The organism is Corynebacterium sp. 401_CJEI, from assembly GCF_001076435.1.
In the GTDB taxonomy this organism is placed as follows: domain Bacteria; phylum Actinomycetota; class Actinomycetes; order Mycobacteriales; family Mycobacteriaceae; genus Corynebacterium; species Corynebacterium jeikeium_D.
Genome location: NZ_JVIP01000001.1, coordinates 1 through 16,261, shown reverse-complemented (window position 1 = coordinate 16,261; position 16,261 = coordinate 1). Strand labels below are relative to the sequence as shown.

Sequence of the window (16,261 nt, the reverse complement as noted above, 5' to 3'; positions counted from 1 at the left end):
CATACTTTGGGGATTTTTGGGGAGGGGATGAAGTCTATGGCTTCCACCAAACACGCAGTCAATCACGCAGTTTCCGTCTCAGACTTGGCCGCTAGCCTGAACTCGCGGCAGGCACCACAGTCGGGCTGGCGCAGCTGGGTTCATAAGGCCACCTGGGGCGCAATTTCACCGCGGAAATCATCGTCGGCACGCAAGCAACGCGAGCTGATAGAGCGGGTGCGACAGCCTATCTACGGTGACTACAACATCGCTGTTATCAGCGTGAAGGGCGGCGTTGGCAAGACGTCGACAACCATGTGCCTGGGCGCCACGCTTGCAAGCCTGCGCAGTGACCGAATCGTCGCAATCGACGCGAATCCGGACTTTGGCACCCTCGGTGCACGCGTCACCGCAGCCAATCCCGCATCTATTCGCGATCTGCTCCGAGCCCCGGATACGGACAAATACGCGCAGGTCCGCGCATATACATCACACACGCCGTCACGGCTGGAGGTTGTCGGCAGCGACCAAAATCCGACATCGACGATCGCGCTTTCCGACGGCGAATACTGCGCGGCCCTCGACATCCTTCGACGGCATTACAACGTGAGCCTGACTGACTGCGGTACCGGCCTGACGCAGCCCATCTCCGCTTCGATTCTGTCTGCGGCCAATTGTCTGGTGCTGGTCACCACGCCTGCACTGGACGGCGTGAAAAGCGCCTGGACGACATTGGACTGGCTTTCAGCGCACGGCTTCGAACGGTTGGTTTCTACCACTGTCGTGGTGGTCAACGAGCTAAATAAACAGGGACTGTCCACAGAGACCGTGCACGAGTTATTTGCCCAGCGCTGCCGTGCAGTGCAGGTCATCCCCTACGATCCGCATATCGCGAATGGTGCCAATATCGAGCTGGACAATCTCCAGCCCGCCACCACCCAGAGTTATCTCGAATTGGCGGCCATGATTGCCGATGATTTCGCGCCGACGACTGGCCGCCACAGCTTTGTCTAACGCATAGCCAGCTAACGAAGGTGCTGTCGAATCTCTTCGACATCAACTTCCTGCACGGTAGCGGGCTTAAAGGCGGCGTCGCGGTCCTTATCCACCAACACTGCCCGCACGCCTTCGGCAAAATTGGGGTGCTGACGCATGTAAGCGCCAAGCCTCATTTCCCGGTCTAGCGCCTCCTGCAAGGTGACCTCGTGGGCCGAGTTAGCCGCATAGAGTTCCACGGCCGCTACGAGACTTTCCGGGTTGGCGGGTGCCAGCAGGTCGCGAAAAGTCTCCACTGTTGACGATGCACAGGAGCCCGCCTCAGCGGCTTCGTTGAGAGCTCGCTCAATCTCCGCCCAGGTATCAGCCCCAAAGCAAGCCTCAATGCAGTCGCTCCACTCGGCCAACTGCGGATCCCCGAGCAGATCACGAGCCTCAGCTGAGTCCACATCGAGCGCATACTCCGCGAGCGCCGAATCAATTCCATCGCGGTCCAGAGCCGCAACAAACTCGTCCAGCTGCGCGGATGGCACCGCATGTGTCGCCCATCCAGACCACAGCATGTCCGCCGCAGTTAGGCGGTAACCGGTCAGCCCGGTAAACCTCGCGATTGCCGACGAGGGCCCTCCTAACCGCGTGTTCACATGCTGCGAAAAGTGGGTAATTCCAACGTCGGGAATAAAGCCGATTGCCATTTCTGGCATGGAAGCGCTGGCACGCTCGGTCACGATTCGGTGGGAGCCGTGCATGGAAACACCAAGGCCACCGCCCATAGCGATGCCATCAATAATCGCGATATATGGCTTGGACTGCGCGAATTCCGCAATCATCGCGTTCATCTCGTACTCATCCCGGAAAAACTCCTCCCCCTGCTCCGGAACGCCATCGAGCACAGCCTGCCGAACTGCGCGCACATCACCACCGGCACAAAACGCCTTGGGGTGACCGGATGAAACAACAATGTGGTCCACCGAGTCGTCGTCACGCCATGCGCGGAGCCCCTCGACGACCTCGGTGACCATATCCAAATCGAGCGAATTAAGTGCCTTCGGCCTATTCAGCCGAAGGTGACCAGATCGCCCGTGGACTTCTCGCAGCACCTTCGGCTCATCGACCTCGGTGCGTGCAGTGCCAGAACCGTTATCAGTAGCAGTCATGTCACCCAGTGTGACACAGATAACTAACCAGGGAAAGGTTCTGACAGGAAGGTTCTGACGACCAGAACCTCACTGAGACTAAGGAGCTACTTCTTCTTGCTCTTCTTGTCCTTTTTGTCCTTCTTGTGCTTCTTGCCCTTCTTATCGGACTTGCCTGCGCCCTTTACGCGATCAGCCTCGAGATTGGCGGCAACGTCCGGCACATAGCGGAACTCCGTGCGCGGCGGACGCTCGTAGCTTCCCTCCGACTCCGGACGCTCCGGGATTTCCGGAACATCGCGCTGAATGCGCTCGTACGGAATGGTCGTCAACAGGTGGTTGATGACATTGATACGCGAACGCTTCTTGTCCTCAGACTCAACCGTGAACCACGGTGCGGACGGGATATCGGTGTGGATGAACATCTCATCCTTTGCACGGGAGTAATCCTCCCAGCGGGTGATGGACTCCAGATCCATCGGCGAGAGCTTCCAGCGGCGCAGTGGATCCTCACGACGGGACTTGAAGCGGGCAACCTGCTCCTCGTCCGACACAGAGAACCAGTACTTACGCAGGATAATGCCGTCTTCGACCAGCAGACGCTCAAAAATCGGCGCTTGATGCAGGAAGCGACGGTACTCCTGCGAAGTGCAGAAGCCCATGACACGCTCAACGCCGGCACGGTTGTACCAGGAGCGGTCGAAAATCACGATTTCACCAGCAGTCGGCAGCTTTTCGACGTAACGCTGGAAGTACCACTGACCCTGCTCACGGCTAGTCGGAGCCGGCAGGGCCTCAATACGACAGGTACGGGGGTTCAGGTACTGCGTGATGCGCTTAATGGCCGACCCCTTGCCGGCAGCGTCACGCCCCTCCATCACGATGACAATTCGGGCACCGGTTTCTACCACCCACTGCTGCATTTCGACGAGCTCTGCCTGGAGCTTTTTGAGCTCGGCCTCATAAGCCTTCTTGTCGAGCTTCGGTGGGCGCTGGACGTCGTCATTATTCATAGTCCACAGTTTACCCGGCAGGGCGCGACGACCCTATTCGCCGGGTTTAACCGCGGGGCCTAATCGCTAACTTTTTTGCAACCCTAGTCACGTGAGTAAAGACGCAGCGTGACCTGTGCAACAAGCCCAGCAAAGACCATACCGATAACCACCACAACCGGCGCCACTACGCCAATATCGCCGTTGGTCAGCGGCGCCAGGAGCTGTGCCTTGTACAGGTTGCTCAGCGCCGGATCGATGACCGTCGCCTTGCCCAGGAACAGCGCACCGATAGCCAGCACACCACCAATCAGCGACGCAATCACAGCCTCGAGGACGAACGGCGCCTGCGTGAACCAGCGGCTGGCACCGACCATGCGCATAATCTCAACTTCCTTACGACGCGAGAACGCCGCAATCTGCACCATGTTCGCAATCAGGAACACCGCGGCAACGGCCTGCACCGCAGCCAGCAGGAAGGTCGCATTTCGCACCGAGTCCAGGTTCTGAGCTGCAGTACCGATCTCTTCATGCTGGTCAGTAACATGGTCGACCTGCGGCAGCTCCCGAATCGGATCGAGCGGGCTGACATCGGTCGGGTCGCTCAGACGCACCATCACGACAGCCGGCAGCGACTCCGGCGTCGCATTTTCCACGAGCACGGGGTCACTGTCCTTGAACATCTCCACGAAGTGGTCAAAGTTTTGCTGACGATTTCGGAAGGTCACCGAATCAATGCCGTCAGCCTCTTCAAGCTTGCCGACGACGTCAGCGCACTCCGGCGAGGAGCAAGTTTGGTCTTCGGCGGAGATTTGTTCATTCAGCTCAATCTGCACTTCTACGCGATCGAGATAGAGATCCTTCGTGCGGCTGGTCTGCTCAGTAACCAGGATGCCCGTCGCAAGCAGCGCCAACGACACCGCAGTCGTAATAATCATCGCGATGGTCATCGTGATGTTTCGGCCCAAGGAGGAGAAAGCCTCACCGAGGACAAAGCGAGTCTTCATAGGTCAGTAATACCTTTCGAATGAGTTCTTCTACCGATGGACTGTCTGCTAATTGTTCAGGCCGTAAACACCCGTGGCGTCGTCACGCACGAGACGCCCCAGCTCCAGCTCCAGCACGCGGCGACGCATGGAGTCCACGGCATCGTTGTCGTGAGTCGACACAATAACGGTCGTGCCCATGCGATTGATGCGGTCAAGCAAGAGCATGATGTCACCGGAGGTGCTTGGGTCGAGGTTGCCGGTGGGCTCGTCGGCAAGCAAGATGAGCGGGCGGTTGACGAAGGCGCGAGCAATGGCGACGCGCTGCTGCTCACCACCAGACAACTCGTGCGGGTAGCGGTTTTCCTTGCCCGAGAGCCCGACCATTTCGAGCGTTTCCGGAACTGCCTTGTCGATCTTCGCCTTCGGCTTGCCAATTACCTGCAATGCGAACGCGACATTTTCGTACACCGTCTTCTTTGGCAGCAGGCGGAAGTCCTGGAAGACGTACCCCACCTTTTGACGCAATTTCGGGATGTTGCGACGAGAAATCTTGGTTAGATCCTGGTCTGCAACCGTCAGTTTTCCTGAATCCACTTTCTCTTCACGCACCATAAGGCGCAGGAAGGTCGACTTACCAGAGCCCGACGGTCCAATGAGAAAGACAAACTCACCTTTATCTATGTGGACTGAAACGTCGTCGAGAGCTGGTCGGCTAGAAGTCGAGTAGGACTTGGTAACCCCGTCGAAAGTGATCATAAGTAGACACTCTAATCACTTAAGCCACTCAAGTCACTCTGGAATGCGTGGAATTGGTCGCCGTGACGGGATTGCGGGAACAGGCGGCGTCGAACGCTAACCCCAGAGCGCGACCGCACGAAAGCTCACGCCATAGCAATGTTCGAAACTATTTTCCCCAAAAATCTTTAAATGCCCCTTTACTTCGCTTACCTGTTCGATTAAAATGAGCCATGAAAGATTAAAAGCGAGGATTGAAAACATCAAATAACGTAGCCGAGCTGCTTCAAGCTTGGAAAATTGACACTCAGAGTTAGTCGAAAATACTTTCCCTACCTCTTCCTTATTTCAACATTTCAACGTCCAGGCCTTATCTTTCAGGGGGATTCACCAATGGCCAGCGGAGAACATATACCACGCAAACGCACTTACGCTGCGGCAATGGAAGCGACGGCACCACGCTTTCACCATGAGATTTCTCAAACAGCACCAGCACGTCTTGGAATTGACCGCAATCGAGCTGACTTGAAGCTTGCCCTTGCTTGTGTTCCCTCTTCTTCAACAAAAGATGTCGAAGATTACATCGCCAAAATCGCTCCAGCTCTTGGCATGTCACGTGGGAGAACACTCCAGTACATCGATGTCGGAATGCAACTAGAGCGACTCCCGCGGTTAAAAGAGCTTCTGCTCAAACGCGCACAGCTACCGCTTCCCCACATGTGGGTCATTGCCACGGCCGTCCTCCCCTTGGATGACGCCTCGGCTGTGAGATATTTCGAAGACCATCTTCTTGAGCTGATCACGCCGAGAGTCAATGGTGAAGTTCTTCGCGGAGTTCGGAGCCTTCAACAGAATATTCAGCGACTTATTGATGAAGTCAGCCCGCTATTGCGCCCGAAGAATGAGTACGACCCGCCGATCACTTCGTTTCAAAAAGGCATCGAGCAAAAAGCTGGCGAATCTATAAAGTTCGAGTTAAAGGACAACCTCACTGAAGTCACCATGGAACTGATGCCTGAGCGGGCAATTGAGTTTCAGAAGGTCTTGGAGGAAATCACCGCTGATCAAGACTGCGACTTCGTCGAGGCCTTTTCACATCTTCTGCACGGGACTGCCCAGGTCACCGCCACACTGAATCTGTACTGCCCACTAACCCAAGACAAGCCCCAAGAAGCCTGGATCGGTGGCTTGGGGTGGATCAACAAAATCGCCACTGAATCCTGGCTCGATCGGGTCACTAGCATCCGGCTACTAGCGGACGAGAAAACGGAAAAGTACTCGCCAACAGAGCGACAGCGTACTTACATCCAAGGTAGAGACGGCACCTGTCGCTTTCCCGGATGCGATGTCGATGCGGCGAAGTGCGACATCGACCACATTCAGCCGTATAACCACGAGAATCCCGACGAAGGTGGCCAAACCGAGACGCCCAACCTCCATTGCCTATGCCGTCGCCACCACAATCTAAAAACGGCCGGTCTTTGGAATGTCGTGCGCGATATCGACGGCATGGAGTACTGGACCTCCGCCACTGATCAGAGCGCTGAAAAAGCTGCCCTAATCAGCACAGAATCAGGGCCGCTCTCCGGCCACGGTCGCTACTCCTTCGACCTGCGCAAGACAAAGAAAGCACAGACACTCAAAGAGTACAACGAGCAGAGGTTGGAAAACCTCCGCGAATCACAGGAGCTGACAAATCAGGCTCGCGAAGAACTGGGAATGAACAAAAACGAGAGAAAATCAGAAGCCGACGAGCCCACCACACCGGAAGCACCCGAAACTCCCGAGACACCGGAAGCACCCGAAGACGAACCGCCGTTCTAGCGCTACTCCCCTTCGGACTGCTGAGCCATGCGCCAGCGAATACCGGCCTCAATGAAACCGTCGAGGTCACCGTCGAGGACCGACTGCGGGTTGTTGACTTCGTATTCGGTACGCAGATCCTTCACCATCTGGTACGGGTGCAGCACATAGGAGCGCATCTGGTTACCCCACGAGGCATTGCCGCCTGCGCCGAGAGCGTCCAGCTCCGCGCGCTCTTCCTGGCGCTTCTTCTCCAGCAACTTCGCCTGCAGAACTCGCATGGCAGATGCCTTGTTCTGGTGCTGCGACTTCTCGTTCTGACAGGTCACCACGATGCCGGTTGGGACGTGCGTAAGTCGGACCGCGGAGTCCGTGGTGTTCACCGACTGCCCACCTGGGCCGGAGGAGCGGTAGACGTCGATACGCAAATCTGACTCGGGGATGTCGATGTGATCCGTTTCCTCCACAACTGGCAGCACCTCGACCTCAGCGAAGGAAGTCTGGCGGCGCCCCTGGTTATCAAAAGGACTAATACGAACCAGACGGTGCGCACCCTGCTCGACCGAGAGGGTGCCGTACATGTACTCGCCATGAACGACGAAAGTAGCGGACTTAATGCCGGCCTCTTCAGCGTAGGACGTGTCGTAAACCTCGACCTTATGTCCGTGCTTGTCGGCCCAGCGCAGGTACATGCGCATGAGCATCTCGGCCCAGTCAGCGGCATCCACGCCACCGGCACCGGAGCGGATGTTGATGACCGCCTCGCGCTCGTCGTAAGGCCCCGAAAGCATCGTCGTGACCTCGAGGGATTCGACGTCGGCACGCAGCTCAGCGCGTTCGGCATCGGCCATCTCGACGGCGTCGGGGTCGCCCTCCTCTTCCGCGAGTTCGTACATCACGGAGAGATCGTCGAGGCGCCCGCGCAGCGAGTCGATCTTTTTCTTCTTCGCCTGCGCCTGCGACAGTGCGCTGGTGACCTGCTGCGCGTGGTCGGGGTCGTCCCACAGCGACGGGTCGGCGGCCTGGGCTTCCAACTCCCTGATCCGGTCGGAAAGCTCGTCGACATCGACCACCTTCTCAATGGTGGTCAGCGTCGCGTCGAGTTCTTTGAGGTCAGCATTCAGATCCGGGTTCACGGGTACTACCTTAGCTATACCGCCTGTTTCGGTGCACAATAGGACGTATGTCTGAATCCACCGCCAGCCAAGATTCCAGCCAAGACCCGCACCAAGATTCCAGCCAAGACCTAGAACTCTTTCTCTCCCAAGTATCCGAGTCGATTGTGGCATCGGATACCAGCGTTGCGGTTGCCATCGTGAAGCGTGCCGCTACCATTGCCGCTCGTATGCGCGACGAAGGCCTGGTCACGGAGTACAAGACATCGATTTCCGACGTCGTCACCGCGGCCGACCGCGCAGCGGAGAAATTCGTCGTCGAGGCTTTGGCCGCGCTCCGCCCGGAGGACGGCATTCTTGGCGAGGAAGGGTCCGCGAAGGAGTCCCAGTCTGGTCGCACGTGGGTGATCGATCCTGTCGATGGCACCTACAACTTCACCACTGGTTCGGACTACTGGTGCAGCGCATTGGCGCTGGTTATGGGCGATGCGAACAATCCGGATGAGGTCGTCCTCGGCGCGGTGCACCGCCCGGCAACGGGCGAGAGCTGGATTGGTGGCCCCAATCTCCCGACCACTCGTATCAACCTCGATGGCACTGTTGATGACCTCCGGGTCACTGACCGCCCCCTCTCGGAAGTCTGCGCAGCGACCTACCTCCACACCACGGTGGTGAGCTCGAGCGAGGAATCCGAGGCCACGGCTACAAAGTCCTGGCTGGATGCGGTGTCCCGCAGCGCTACCTGGCGCATGCTGGGCTCAGCGTCGGTGGATATGGCAGGCGTTGCCGACGGCCGCATCGGCGTATGGTTCCAGCGCGACGTCGCAGCCTGGGACTGGCTGCCTGGGTATGCGCTTATCTCGGGCGCAGGCGGCGAATGTACGTCGGTGGGGCGCTGGAAGCTTGCGGGCTCGAGTGGCCAGGTCGCAGAGCTGAGTGAGGTTCTGCGCTAGAATTTCGGCCATGACCACCTCTTACTCCGAAGATCTCGCCCTCGCACTCTCGCTTGCCGACGCAGCCGACGACCTCACGATGTCCCGCTTCGAGGCGGCCAATCTAATCGTCGAGTCCAAGCCCGACCTGACTCCGGTCTCCGATGCCGATATCGCGTGCGAGAAGCTGCTCCGCGAGATTCTGTCGGACAAGCGCCCGAGCGATGAAGTTCTCGGCGAAGAATTCGGCGGCGAAGCTGTGTTTGAGGGCCGTCAGTGGGTCATCGACCCCATCGACGGCACCAAGAACTTCGTGCGCAATGTCCCGGTCTGGGCCACCTTGATTGCCCTGCTGGAGGACGGCAAGCCGGTTGTCGGCGTAGTCTCTGCCCCAGCACTGGGCCGTCGCTGGTGGGCATCCAAGGGCGACGGCGCATTCAAGCGCACCCACGTCGGTGGCCGGGAAGCCGCTCAGCGCCGCATTGAGGTCTCGAAGGTGGCAGACATCGCGGACTGCTCAATTTCCAACTCTTCGCTCACCGGCTGGGCCGAGCGCGACCTGCGCGACAACTTCATCGGTCTCACCGATGACGCCTGGCGCCTGCGTGGCTATGGCGACTTCTTCTCCTACTGCCTGGTAGCCGAGGGTGCGGTCGATGTCGCCGCAGAGCCGGAGGTTTCCCTGTGGGACCTGGCAGCGCTTGCGATCCTGGTGGAGGAAGCTGGCGGCCACTTCACTTCCCTAGTGGGAGTCGACGGGCCGCACGGCGGGGACGCAGTTGCGACGAATGGGGTGCTTCACGACGCCGTCGTCAAGCGCCTGGGCGGGTAAACAGGGTTTTCCAACCTATCGCAATTTGCGACGAGCGGCTCACTATCTCCCGTCCGCGTGACCGATATCCAGGATACGTCGCAGCTCAGCAAATACCTCAGGGCGTACCTCATGGGTTACCACCCGTCCACTCTTAGACCTAGTTAGCAGCCCGGCATCCGCCATGGTCTTTAAATGATGCGACACCGTCGGCTGACTAAGCCCAGAAACAGCGGCCAGCTCCCCTACGGTCATCGGACTACAGCCAGCGGCAGCGAGCTGAGACAAAATTTGCAGGCGCGCCGGTTGCGCCAGCGCTTTGAAGAGCGTTGCCGCAGCCTGCGCTTCCGCCGCGTCGAGAGGCCGACCGCCAAGTGCACAGCATTCTGAGATTTCGTCCATACCCGTTGAGGCTACACGGCCTCCCCTCTAAATATATTGACAATCATCGATATATTGATTACACCGGAAACTATGACACAGACTACAAAGTCACTCAGCTTCCTAGACCGCTTCTTGCCGCTATGGATTGCAGCTGCAATGGCAATTGGCCTCATTCTGGGCAAAATTGCACCGTCACTTGTGAACTGGCTGGCAGAGGCAAAAATTACGACAATTTCCGTACCAATCGCCATCGGATTGCTGGTCATGATGTACCCACCGCTCGCAAAGGTTCGATACGACAAAACGGGCAAAATTTTGACATCAAGGAAGCTGATGGGCATCACAGTCTTCCTCAATTGGATTCTCGGCCCCGCACTGATGTTCACCCTTGCCTGGATATTCCTCAGTGATAGTCCAGAACTGCGCACTGGCGTGATCATCGTCGGTCTCGCCCGCTGCATTGCAATGGTTTTGGTCTGGAACGACCTATCTTGCGGCGATACTGAAGTCGCTGCCGTATTGGTGGCCGTCAACTCGCTATTTCAAATTTTCATGTTCGGCGCTCTAGGGTGGTTCTACCTGCAGATTCTGCCCTCCTGGTTGGGACTGGAAACCACTTCCGCCACCTTTTCTTTTTGGGCAATCGCACTATCTGTAGTGGTATTCCTCGGTATTCCGCTTCTGGCTGGCGCGGCATCACGCATAATTGGTGAACGCACCCGTGGTCGCGACTGGTATGAAAATGAGTACTTGCCCAAAATCTCACCATTGGCACTTGCCGGCCTTCTATACACAATCGTGTTGCTCTTTGCGCTTCAGTCACAGCAGATTCTTGAGAATCCCTGGACCGTTGCGAAAGTGGCACTACCACTAGTGATCTACTTCCTCGCCATGTTCGCGATCGCTCTCACTTCGGCCAAGGCCGCGGGCATGAACTACGCAACCTCCGCATCGATTGCCTTTACGGCCGCCGGAAATAACTTCGAGTTGGCAATTGCGGTTGCGATTGGCACCTTCGGCCCATTGTCCCAGCAAGCACTTGCGGGAACGATTGGACCACTTATTGAAGTACCCGTACTCGTTGCACTTGTCTACGTCACCCGCTGGCTCGGGCCGCGCCTTTTCCCTAATGACCTTTCCGTACCGGACAAACTATAGAAAAAGGATTCTGAAATGAAGGAAATCCCGAAGGTACTTTTCATCTGCGTGGCAAATGCCGGTAAATCCCAGATGGCCGAGGCCATTGCGCGTGCAAAATATGCCACGCAGTTCATCGCCCTTTCAGCAGGAACGAACCCCAAAACTACTACCAATGCGCTTGCAGCCAAATCAGTTGCAGAAATCGGCGCCTCTATGGACAGTGCATCACCAAAGCCCATTGCCCCCACGATTCTCCGGACTGCAGATCGTGTTGTCATCATCGGCGATGCCGCTCATGTAGAGCTCCCCTCGGACGCTCAAGGCTCACTCGAGCGTTGGCTTACTGACGAGCCCTCAAAACGAGGCATCGACGGAAAAGAACGCATGGACCTGATTCGCGATGACCTCGAGCGCCGTATCGACGAGTTAGCTGTCGAACTCCGTTCCACTAAGAATCCCTAAGCGGCAGAATCCAACAAAAGCCGCCTTATCGCCAGCGTAAGCCACACGACTGCGCCGACGCCTGCGATGAGACCGAGGAGCAGGAACATCAGGCCGACTGCCCAGAGCCCGGTGGTGTCGTCAGTGCCGGCGATGATGCTCCAGCACAGGGCATAGCCGGCGACCGCTGCCCACCACGTGGGCAGCAGGTTCAGAGTTGGGGCGGGCACGCGCATCATGGCAGAGGCAGTAAGGATGACCATCGCGAAGCCACTGCAGAAAACCTGCCATGGCGAGTAGTCGTATTCGCCCTCGAGCGTCCACGCGAGCGTACAAAAGCAGATTAGGAATGCTGCGACAAAGACGAAAATCGTGTGCCCAAATGCGATACGCTCGCCGTATTTTTTGGCCAACCATGCGGCGCCCACCCATGCGAGGACGGTGGGGATGGCAATGATCAACAGGTACGCGAGGAAGACACCTGGCACCTCAGCCCAGGTGAAACTCGTCAGCATCGATGTCATGCCACCAGGCTACGCCTGCCTCTTAGCTTTTTGAGCGCGCTAGTTTCCCAGTAAAAACACAGACGAACCACTATGATTTACACATAATCACTTAATGTATTGTCAGGTTCGGTTGCTACAACTAGAAAGTCGTTTTCAATACGCCGTTTGTAGAGAGTGCTTTTTACCAAAGAGCACCTCCCTATAAGTTGTAGTAAAGGAGAAATCCGGGGTGAATAAACCTACCCGAATCGTGGGGCTTGATATAGCGCGCTCACTCGCCATCATCGGCATGATCATTGTCCATATGGCCTCACTACTTTGGAGCACAAAGGTTGTGCTCTCTGGCCTCCCCTCATCACTGTTCGCCATTATCGCCGGCGCCACAATGATGATCATCGGCCGCAATTACAGCAGCACTACCTTCTTGCGCCTGATCACTCGCGGCGCCCTGATCATTCTCATCGGCCTGGCACTATTGCCGGTCGGTGGAGAAATTCAGGTGGTCCTCGTCATCATGGGCCTGGTAATGATGCTGGTTTCCTGGATGCCAGCGCTCGGAACTTGGTGGCGAGTCGGCTTCTTCATCGCCGCAACCATCGCCGCCACAATCAAGTACGCGCCTATGACGCTGCCACAGATCTATCCGCTACTCGCGTGGATTGCATATTTCATCGGCGGCATGCTGCTTTACGACGTCTACTTGCGCGGTCGCCTGCAAAGCACTTCCACCTCTGAGACCAACGCCAATACTCGGTTGAGCTGGATTGTTACCGCTGTCAGCGTTGTCGTCACTGCCGTCGGCATGTACTTCCGATTTGATCCAGAGATTGCTGGCTGGCTCCGCTTTACCGGACACACTGGCGTCTTCGGCGAAATCATTCTCTCCGTCGCTGTTGCCGCTATTGTGTTGCACTTGTGCCTGTTCGTAGGCGATCGTTTCCCAGCTGTGGTTTACCCATTCGCGGCTATGGGAACAATGTCACTGACTATCTACATCCTGCACGTTCTCACCGCGTTTTATTGGCAGCAGAATGTTGTATTGCATTCCACGTTGTCTGCAGCAGGTTTCATCGTATTCTTCCTCGTCATTGCTAGCCTCTGGAAGAAATTTGTCGGACAGGGCCCTGCCGAAAAACTCGTTGCCACCGCAATCAAGGCCATTGTTCCTTCTGGGAAAGGGAAATAACCGTGAAGAAAACATCTTTTTCCATCGCAGCAATTGTTAGCAGCACCCTGCTTCTATCTGCAGCCCCAGCTCTTGCATTGGAAAACGGCGAACCCGCACCTGCGAATGCTGAAAGCAGTTCTGTGGCCGCGCTGAAGATTGGCAAAATCGGCAATTTCGGTGACTGTACCGGGACGCTGGTTGCCGACCAGTGGGTGCTCACTGCACGCCACTGCCTGGAGTCTGTGAACAACGAAGGGACCCAGGCCCGCATCGGCGGGAAGGTCTACGATGCCGATTCTTGGGCGCTGTCTCCAATGTCTGATGCGGGGTTGCTCCACCTGACCCAAAAGGTCACTGACGCAACACCCGCGAATGTTTCCCGCGATATCCCAACACCTGGACAGACGGGAACTCTCTATGGCTGGAGTAGCAGTTCGTCCATGGCACGATCCGGGCAGCTTCCGATGACCAAGATGGTCGTCAATGAGTTGCTAGGCGGAGGACCGGCTGATGGAACTCCAGGTGAGGCTGCGCCTGGTGGTGCTGTTCCGGGTGACGCTACTCCAGGCGAAGCTGTTCCGGGTGAGGCTATTCCGGGCGGCGCTGTTCCGGGTGACGCTATTCCGGGCGGCGCTGTTCCGGGTGACGCTATGGAATCAATGGAGATGCAGCCAGGAGCTGCCATGCCAGATGACTCCAAAACCGAGTCGATCCCGGCAGGGACAGAAAGTATCCCAGCCGACGCTGCCATGATGCCAATGATTCGAAGCGCCATCCTGGACGCACATTCCGTTTCTGGCGCGGGTATGCAGGGAGGCGACTCCGGCGGCCCATTCTTCGTCGACGGAAAGCTCGCTGGTCTCGCTACCGCCGGAACCTCCAATGGCGACCCTGACCTGCCCTCCCCCAGCGCGGCTATAACTACCCTCGCTGGCACTGCTGACTGGATCGATGACATCACCTCCGGCCGTGACACAGAAAGTGTGCTGACTGCGGAGAACACTCCTGCTCCGCCAAAGACCATTCAGACCAGCGGTGATCACGTGTGGGCCTACCTCGCCATCGCATGCGCTGGCGTGGTTATCGCGGCGGCTTGGTCGCGCATTAGGAATGGGCGACAGTAAAACCGTCTGACCTCAACCAAAACCACCTCCCAGAAGGAACTGGGTAGGTGGTTTTTCTGCAAAGGAAGTGAGCTCAACTGGGGCCGAAGCCTCAAAATCTCGCGGTAGCTAACATACAATCGCAACGTATCCCTATGGTTCTAACCCTTTTCTTAGAATCCATGATGTGGTTCGCATAATTGTTAAATGGTGAAACCCCACCTACGAGAAAGGCAATAAGTTCACGTGGATGGCTACACACCCTTCGACGTCTTGATGGATATCGGTTGGATCTCGCTGCTGCTCATCATCGGTAATTTGATGCGACGGTTCATCCCCTGGTTCCAAAAGCTTCTCATCCCCGCACCGATTACTGCGGGCTTGCTCGGCTTGCTGCTAGGCCCCAACGCTTTGGGAATAATCCAGTTCAGCGAGCATTTCGGCGACTACGCGACCATTCTCATCGCGGCAGTCTTCGGTGCCCTGCCATTCACAATGGATTTCGATGCCAAGGTGCGCCAGCGCGCGCGAACGATGTGGTCCTATTCCGTAGGCATGTACCTGGCGCAGTGGGGATTCTTCGCGCTACTCGGCGTGATAATTTTCGCCCCACTGTTCAATACGCCGGACTGGTTCGGCATCATGCTTCCCGTTGGTTTCGTCGGTGGCTTCGGTGTGGCCGCCGCAGTTGGTGGCGCGCTGGACTCAGCAGGCATGACCGAGGCCACGAGTTTGGGTTTTACGGCCGCAGCGGTGGGCATGTTCTCCGCAATTATCGGTGGCGTGATTTTCGCCCGATGGGGCTCGAAGAAGGGCCATACCAACGAGCTGCCAGACTTGGATAAACTGCCGGAGGATATGCGGACAGGCATCATCTCCCTTCCTGGTCAGCGCCCAAGTGTGGGGCGGGCGACTACAAGCCCGTCCTCAATCGAACCAATCGCGCTGCACGTTGCAGCACTAGCGGTGACGCTCTTCCTGGCAAATATCCTGACCAACTGGGTCAATGACATCTTCCCTGCACTGAGCTTCCCACTATTCGCAATGGCATTCCTGGTCGGCCTGGCAGGTGTAGGCGTGCTGCACCTGATTAAGGCACCACACTACCTGGATGCAAAGTTGATGGGTTCGGTCTCCGGCGCGTCGACGGACTTCCTGGTTGCAGTCGGCATCGCGTCGATTGTGCCGGCAGTGGTGGCCACCTACATCGTCCCGCTAATTATCCTGTTCGTCGTGGGCCTGGCCTTCTGCCTGGTGTTGTTCTTCTACGTCGCACCACGCATCTTTGAACATGGCTGGTTCGAGCGCGCCGTATTCAGCTGGGGCTGGGCAACTGCCTCCGTGGCCACGGGCATCGCCGTACTGAAAATTGTGGACCCGGAGCAGAAATCCGGCACGCTCGAGGAATTTGGCATGGCCTATGTGGGATTCGCGCCCTTCGAGATCGCGGCAGCCATCCTCGCACCCATCGCAATCCTCGCCGGACTGGTGTGGCTATTCGGTGGAGTCGCGCTTATCGGCGGGCTAGCCCTGTTGATTCCGCCGATGATCATGCTGAAGAAATCGAAGACCAGGGCTTCGTAGAGTTCTTTATAGAGGGCGGGGACAGGAAAAGTTTTCTCCCGCCCTCTACTGTTGCGACCCCACCGTGGACTGACTAGGCCCGTCTGCCAGCTATTTTCTAGCGCTGCGCTCACTTATCGATGCATAATTCACCTATCGATGCGCTCCAGCGTATCCATAAGTGAATAACTCATCGATATGTGAAACCGAAAGCCAGCAGCGCGTACATGAGCTGAGGCAAATCGACCGGAATCAACCCAGCACCCCCTCAAGCTAAGTACCTTCAGGCCGACTAATCGAGCAGCGCCTCACACCGCATTTCTGATGGCCGCCCCTTTAATGCCCGGTTGTGCAGTGCGCGAGTTCGTCAGACCCAACGGCTACCCAACGACTTACCCCCCCCCCAAAAAAAACGGTGAAAAACGGGGGTTAAGTAGCAAAAAGTGTGTCTGACTTTCAGCATTACTG

General features: G+C 57.1%; 16 protein-coding genes. 9 read left to right on the top strand and 7 right to left on the bottom strand.

Annotation, left to right across the window (positions count from 1 at the left end; all coding sequences use genetic code 11):
* The first annotated feature begins 36 nt into the window (after positions 1–36).
* Complete coding sequence (locus tag ADM64_RS00080; RefSeq protein ID WP_224784264.1) at positions 37–993, top strand: MinD/ParA family ATP-binding protein; 957 nt, start codon at positions 37–39, stop codon at positions 991–993.
* Between the two features lie 11 nt (positions 994–1,004).
* On the opposite strand, the gene ADM64_RS00075 is transcribed toward ADM64_RS00080, so the two are convergent.
* From ADM64_RS00075 to ftsE, 4 genes are all read right to left on the bottom strand, one after another.
* Positions 1,005–2,132 carry a 3-hydroxyisobutyryl-CoA hydrolase gene (locus tag ADM64_RS00075; RefSeq protein WP_049192840.1) on the bottom strand — a complete coding sequence of 376 codons (1,128 nt, stop codon included), beginning with the start codon at positions 2,130–2,132 and terminating at the stop codon, positions 1,005–1,007.
* A gap of 86 nt (positions 2,133–2,218) precedes the next feature.
* Complete coding sequence (gene ppk2 / locus ADM64_RS00070; RefSeq protein ID WP_048733906.1) at positions 2,219–3,124, bottom strand: polyphosphate kinase 2; 906 nt, start codon at positions 3,122–3,124, stop codon at positions 2,219–2,221.
* 83 nt (positions 3,125–3,207) lie between these two features.
* On the bottom strand, positions 3,208–4,110 hold the full coding sequence (gene ftsX / locus ADM64_RS00065) for a permease-like cell division protein FtsX (protein WP_049192839.1): 903 nt from the start codon (positions 4,108–4,110) through the stop codon (positions 3,208–3,210).
* 48 nt (positions 4,111–4,158) lie between these two features.
* Complete coding sequence (gene ftsE, locus ADM64_RS00060; protein ID WP_016423233.1) at positions 4,159–4,848, bottom strand: cell division ATP-binding protein FtsE; 690 nt, start codon at positions 4,846–4,848, stop codon at positions 4,159–4,161.
* A gap of 420 nt (positions 4,849–5,268) precedes the next feature.
* On the opposite strand from ftsE, the gene ADM64_RS00055 reads away from it, so the two are divergent.
* Complete coding sequence (locus tag ADM64_RS00055; RefSeq protein ID WP_224784263.1) at positions 5,269–6,651, top strand: HNH endonuclease signature motif containing protein; 1,383 nt, start codon at positions 5,269–5,271, stop codon at positions 6,649–6,651.
* Positions 6,652–6,653: 2 nt separating this feature from the next.
* Here ADM64_RS00055 and prfB read toward each other — a convergent pair whose 3' ends face one another.
* The gene (prfB, locus tag ADM64_RS00050; RefSeq protein WP_049192837.1) at positions 6,654–7,766 is read right to left on the bottom strand and encodes a peptide chain release factor 2; all 1,113 of its coding nucleotides are present in this window, start codon (positions 7,764–7,766) and stop codon (positions 6,654–6,656) included.
* Positions 7,767–7,813: 47 nt separating this feature from the next.
* Here prfB and ADM64_RS00045 point away from each other — a divergent pair, with 47 nt between their 5' ends.
* Both ADM64_RS00045 and hisN read left to right on the top strand, forming a co-directional pair.
* Positions 7,814–8,698 (top strand): inositol monophosphatase family protein, encoded by an 885-nt coding sequence (locus tag ADM64_RS00045; RefSeq protein WP_049192836.1) that lies wholly within the window; start codon positions 7,814–7,816, stop codon positions 8,696–8,698.
* Positions 8,699–8,708: 10 nt separating this feature from the next.
* Positions 8,709–9,509: a histidinol-phosphatase gene (gene hisN, locus ADM64_RS00040; protein WP_049172187.1), complete on the top strand. Its 801-nt coding sequence runs from the start codon at positions 8,709–8,711 to the stop codon at positions 9,507–9,509.
* Between the two features lie 42 nt (positions 9,510–9,551).
* On the opposite strand, the gene ADM64_RS00035 is transcribed toward hisN, so the two are convergent.
* Positions 9,552–9,890, bottom strand: coding sequence for an ArsR/SmtB family transcription factor (locus ADM64_RS00035; protein WP_016423238.1), 339 nt, complete (start codon positions 9,888–9,890; stop codon positions 9,552–9,554).
* 72 nt (positions 9,891–9,962) lie between these two features.
* Between ADM64_RS00035 and arsB the strand changes: the two genes are divergently transcribed.
* Both arsB and ADM64_RS00025 read left to right on the top strand, forming a co-directional pair.
* Positions 9,963–11,030, top strand: coding sequence for an ACR3 family arsenite efflux transporter (arsB, locus tag ADM64_RS00030; protein ID WP_049172185.1), 1,068 nt, complete (start codon positions 9,963–9,965; stop codon positions 11,028–11,030).
* 15 nt (positions 11,031–11,045) lie between these two features.
* Positions 11,046–11,474: a low molecular weight phosphatase family protein gene (locus ADM64_RS00025; protein ID WP_048733886.1), complete on the top strand. Its 429-nt coding sequence runs from the start codon at positions 11,046–11,048 to the stop codon at positions 11,472–11,474.
* Here the strand turns inward: ADM64_RS00025 and ADM64_RS00020 are convergent.
* The gene (locus ADM64_RS00020) at positions 11,471–11,977 is read right to left on the bottom strand and encodes a hypothetical protein (protein ID WP_049192835.1); all 507 of its coding nucleotides are present in this window, start codon (positions 11,975–11,977) and stop codon (positions 11,471–11,473) included. The two genes, ADM64_RS00025 and ADM64_RS00020, sit on opposite strands and share 4 nt — an antisense overlap.
* A gap of 211 nt (positions 11,978–12,188) precedes the next feature.
* On the opposite strand from ADM64_RS00020, the gene ADM64_RS00015 reads away from it, so the two are divergent.
* The 3 genes from ADM64_RS00015 (at position 12,189) to ADM64_RS00005 (ending at position 15,814) form a co-directional block, all read left to right on the top strand.
* On the top strand, positions 12,189–13,145 hold the full coding sequence (locus ADM64_RS00015) for a DUF418 domain-containing protein (protein WP_049192834.1): 957 nt from the start codon (positions 12,189–12,191) through the stop codon (positions 13,143–13,145).
* Between the two features lie 2 nt (positions 13,146–13,147).
* Entirely contained in the window at positions 13,148–14,251 is a 1,104-nt protein-coding gene (locus tag ADM64_RS00010; RefSeq protein ID WP_049192833.1) for a trypsin-like serine protease, read from the top strand.
* Between the two features lie 225 nt (positions 14,252–14,476).
* Entirely contained in the window at positions 14,477–15,814 is a 1,338-nt protein-coding gene (locus ADM64_RS00005) for a sodium/glutamate symporter (protein ID WP_053087322.1), read from the top strand.
* Positions 15,815–16,261: the final 447 nt, after the last annotated feature.

What these genes read in the sequence shown, in the direction of transcription:
- ADM64_RS00020 (WP_049192835.1), bottom strand. Translation starts at nt 11,977, where the DNA reads ATGACATCGATGCTGACGAGTTTCACCTGGGCTGAGGTGCCAGGTGTC.
- ADM64_RS00025 (WP_048733886.1), top strand. Translation starts at nt 11,046, where the DNA reads ATGAAGGAAATCCCGAAGGTACTTTTCATCTGCGTGGCAAATGCCGGT.
- ADM64_RS00075 (WP_049192840.1), bottom strand. Translation starts at nt 2,132, where the DNA reads ATGACTGCTACTGATAACGGTTCTGGCACTGCACGCACCGAGGTCGAT.
- arsB (WP_049172185.1), top strand. Translation starts at nt 9,963, where the DNA reads ATGACACAGACTACAAAGTCACTCAGCTTCCTAGACCGCTTCTTGCCG.
- ADM64_RS00055 (WP_224784263.1), top strand. Translation starts at nt 5,269, where the DNA reads ATGGAAGCGACGGCACCACGCTTTCACCATGAGATTTCTCAAACAGCA.
- ftsX (WP_049192839.1), bottom strand. Translation starts at nt 4,110, where the DNA reads ATGAAGACTCGCTTTGTCCTCGGTGAGGCTTTCTCCTCCTTGGGCCGA.
- ADM64_RS00045 (WP_049192836.1), top strand. Translation starts at nt 7,814, where the DNA reads ATGTCTGAATCCACCGCCAGCCAAGATTCCAGCCAAGACCCGCACCAA.
- ppk2 (WP_048733906.1), bottom strand. Translation starts at nt 3,124, where the DNA reads ATGAATAATGACGACGTCCAGCGCCCACCGAAGCTCGACAAGAAGGCT.
- hisN (WP_049172187.1), top strand. Translation starts at nt 8,709, where the DNA reads ATGACCACCTCTTACTCCGAAGATCTCGCCCTCGCACTCTCGCTTGCC.
- ADM64_RS00080 (WP_224784264.1), top strand. Translation starts at nt 37, where the DNA reads ATGGCTTCCACCAAACACGCAGTCAATCACGCAGTTTCCGTCTCAGAC.
- ftsE (WP_016423233.1), bottom strand. Translation starts at nt 4,848, where the DNA reads ATGATCACTTTCGACGGGGTTACCAAGTCCTACTCGACTTCTAGCCGA.
- ADM64_RS00035 (WP_016423238.1), bottom strand. Translation starts at nt 9,890, where the DNA reads ATGGACGAAATCTCAGAATGCTGTGCACTTGGCGGTCGGCCTCTCGAC.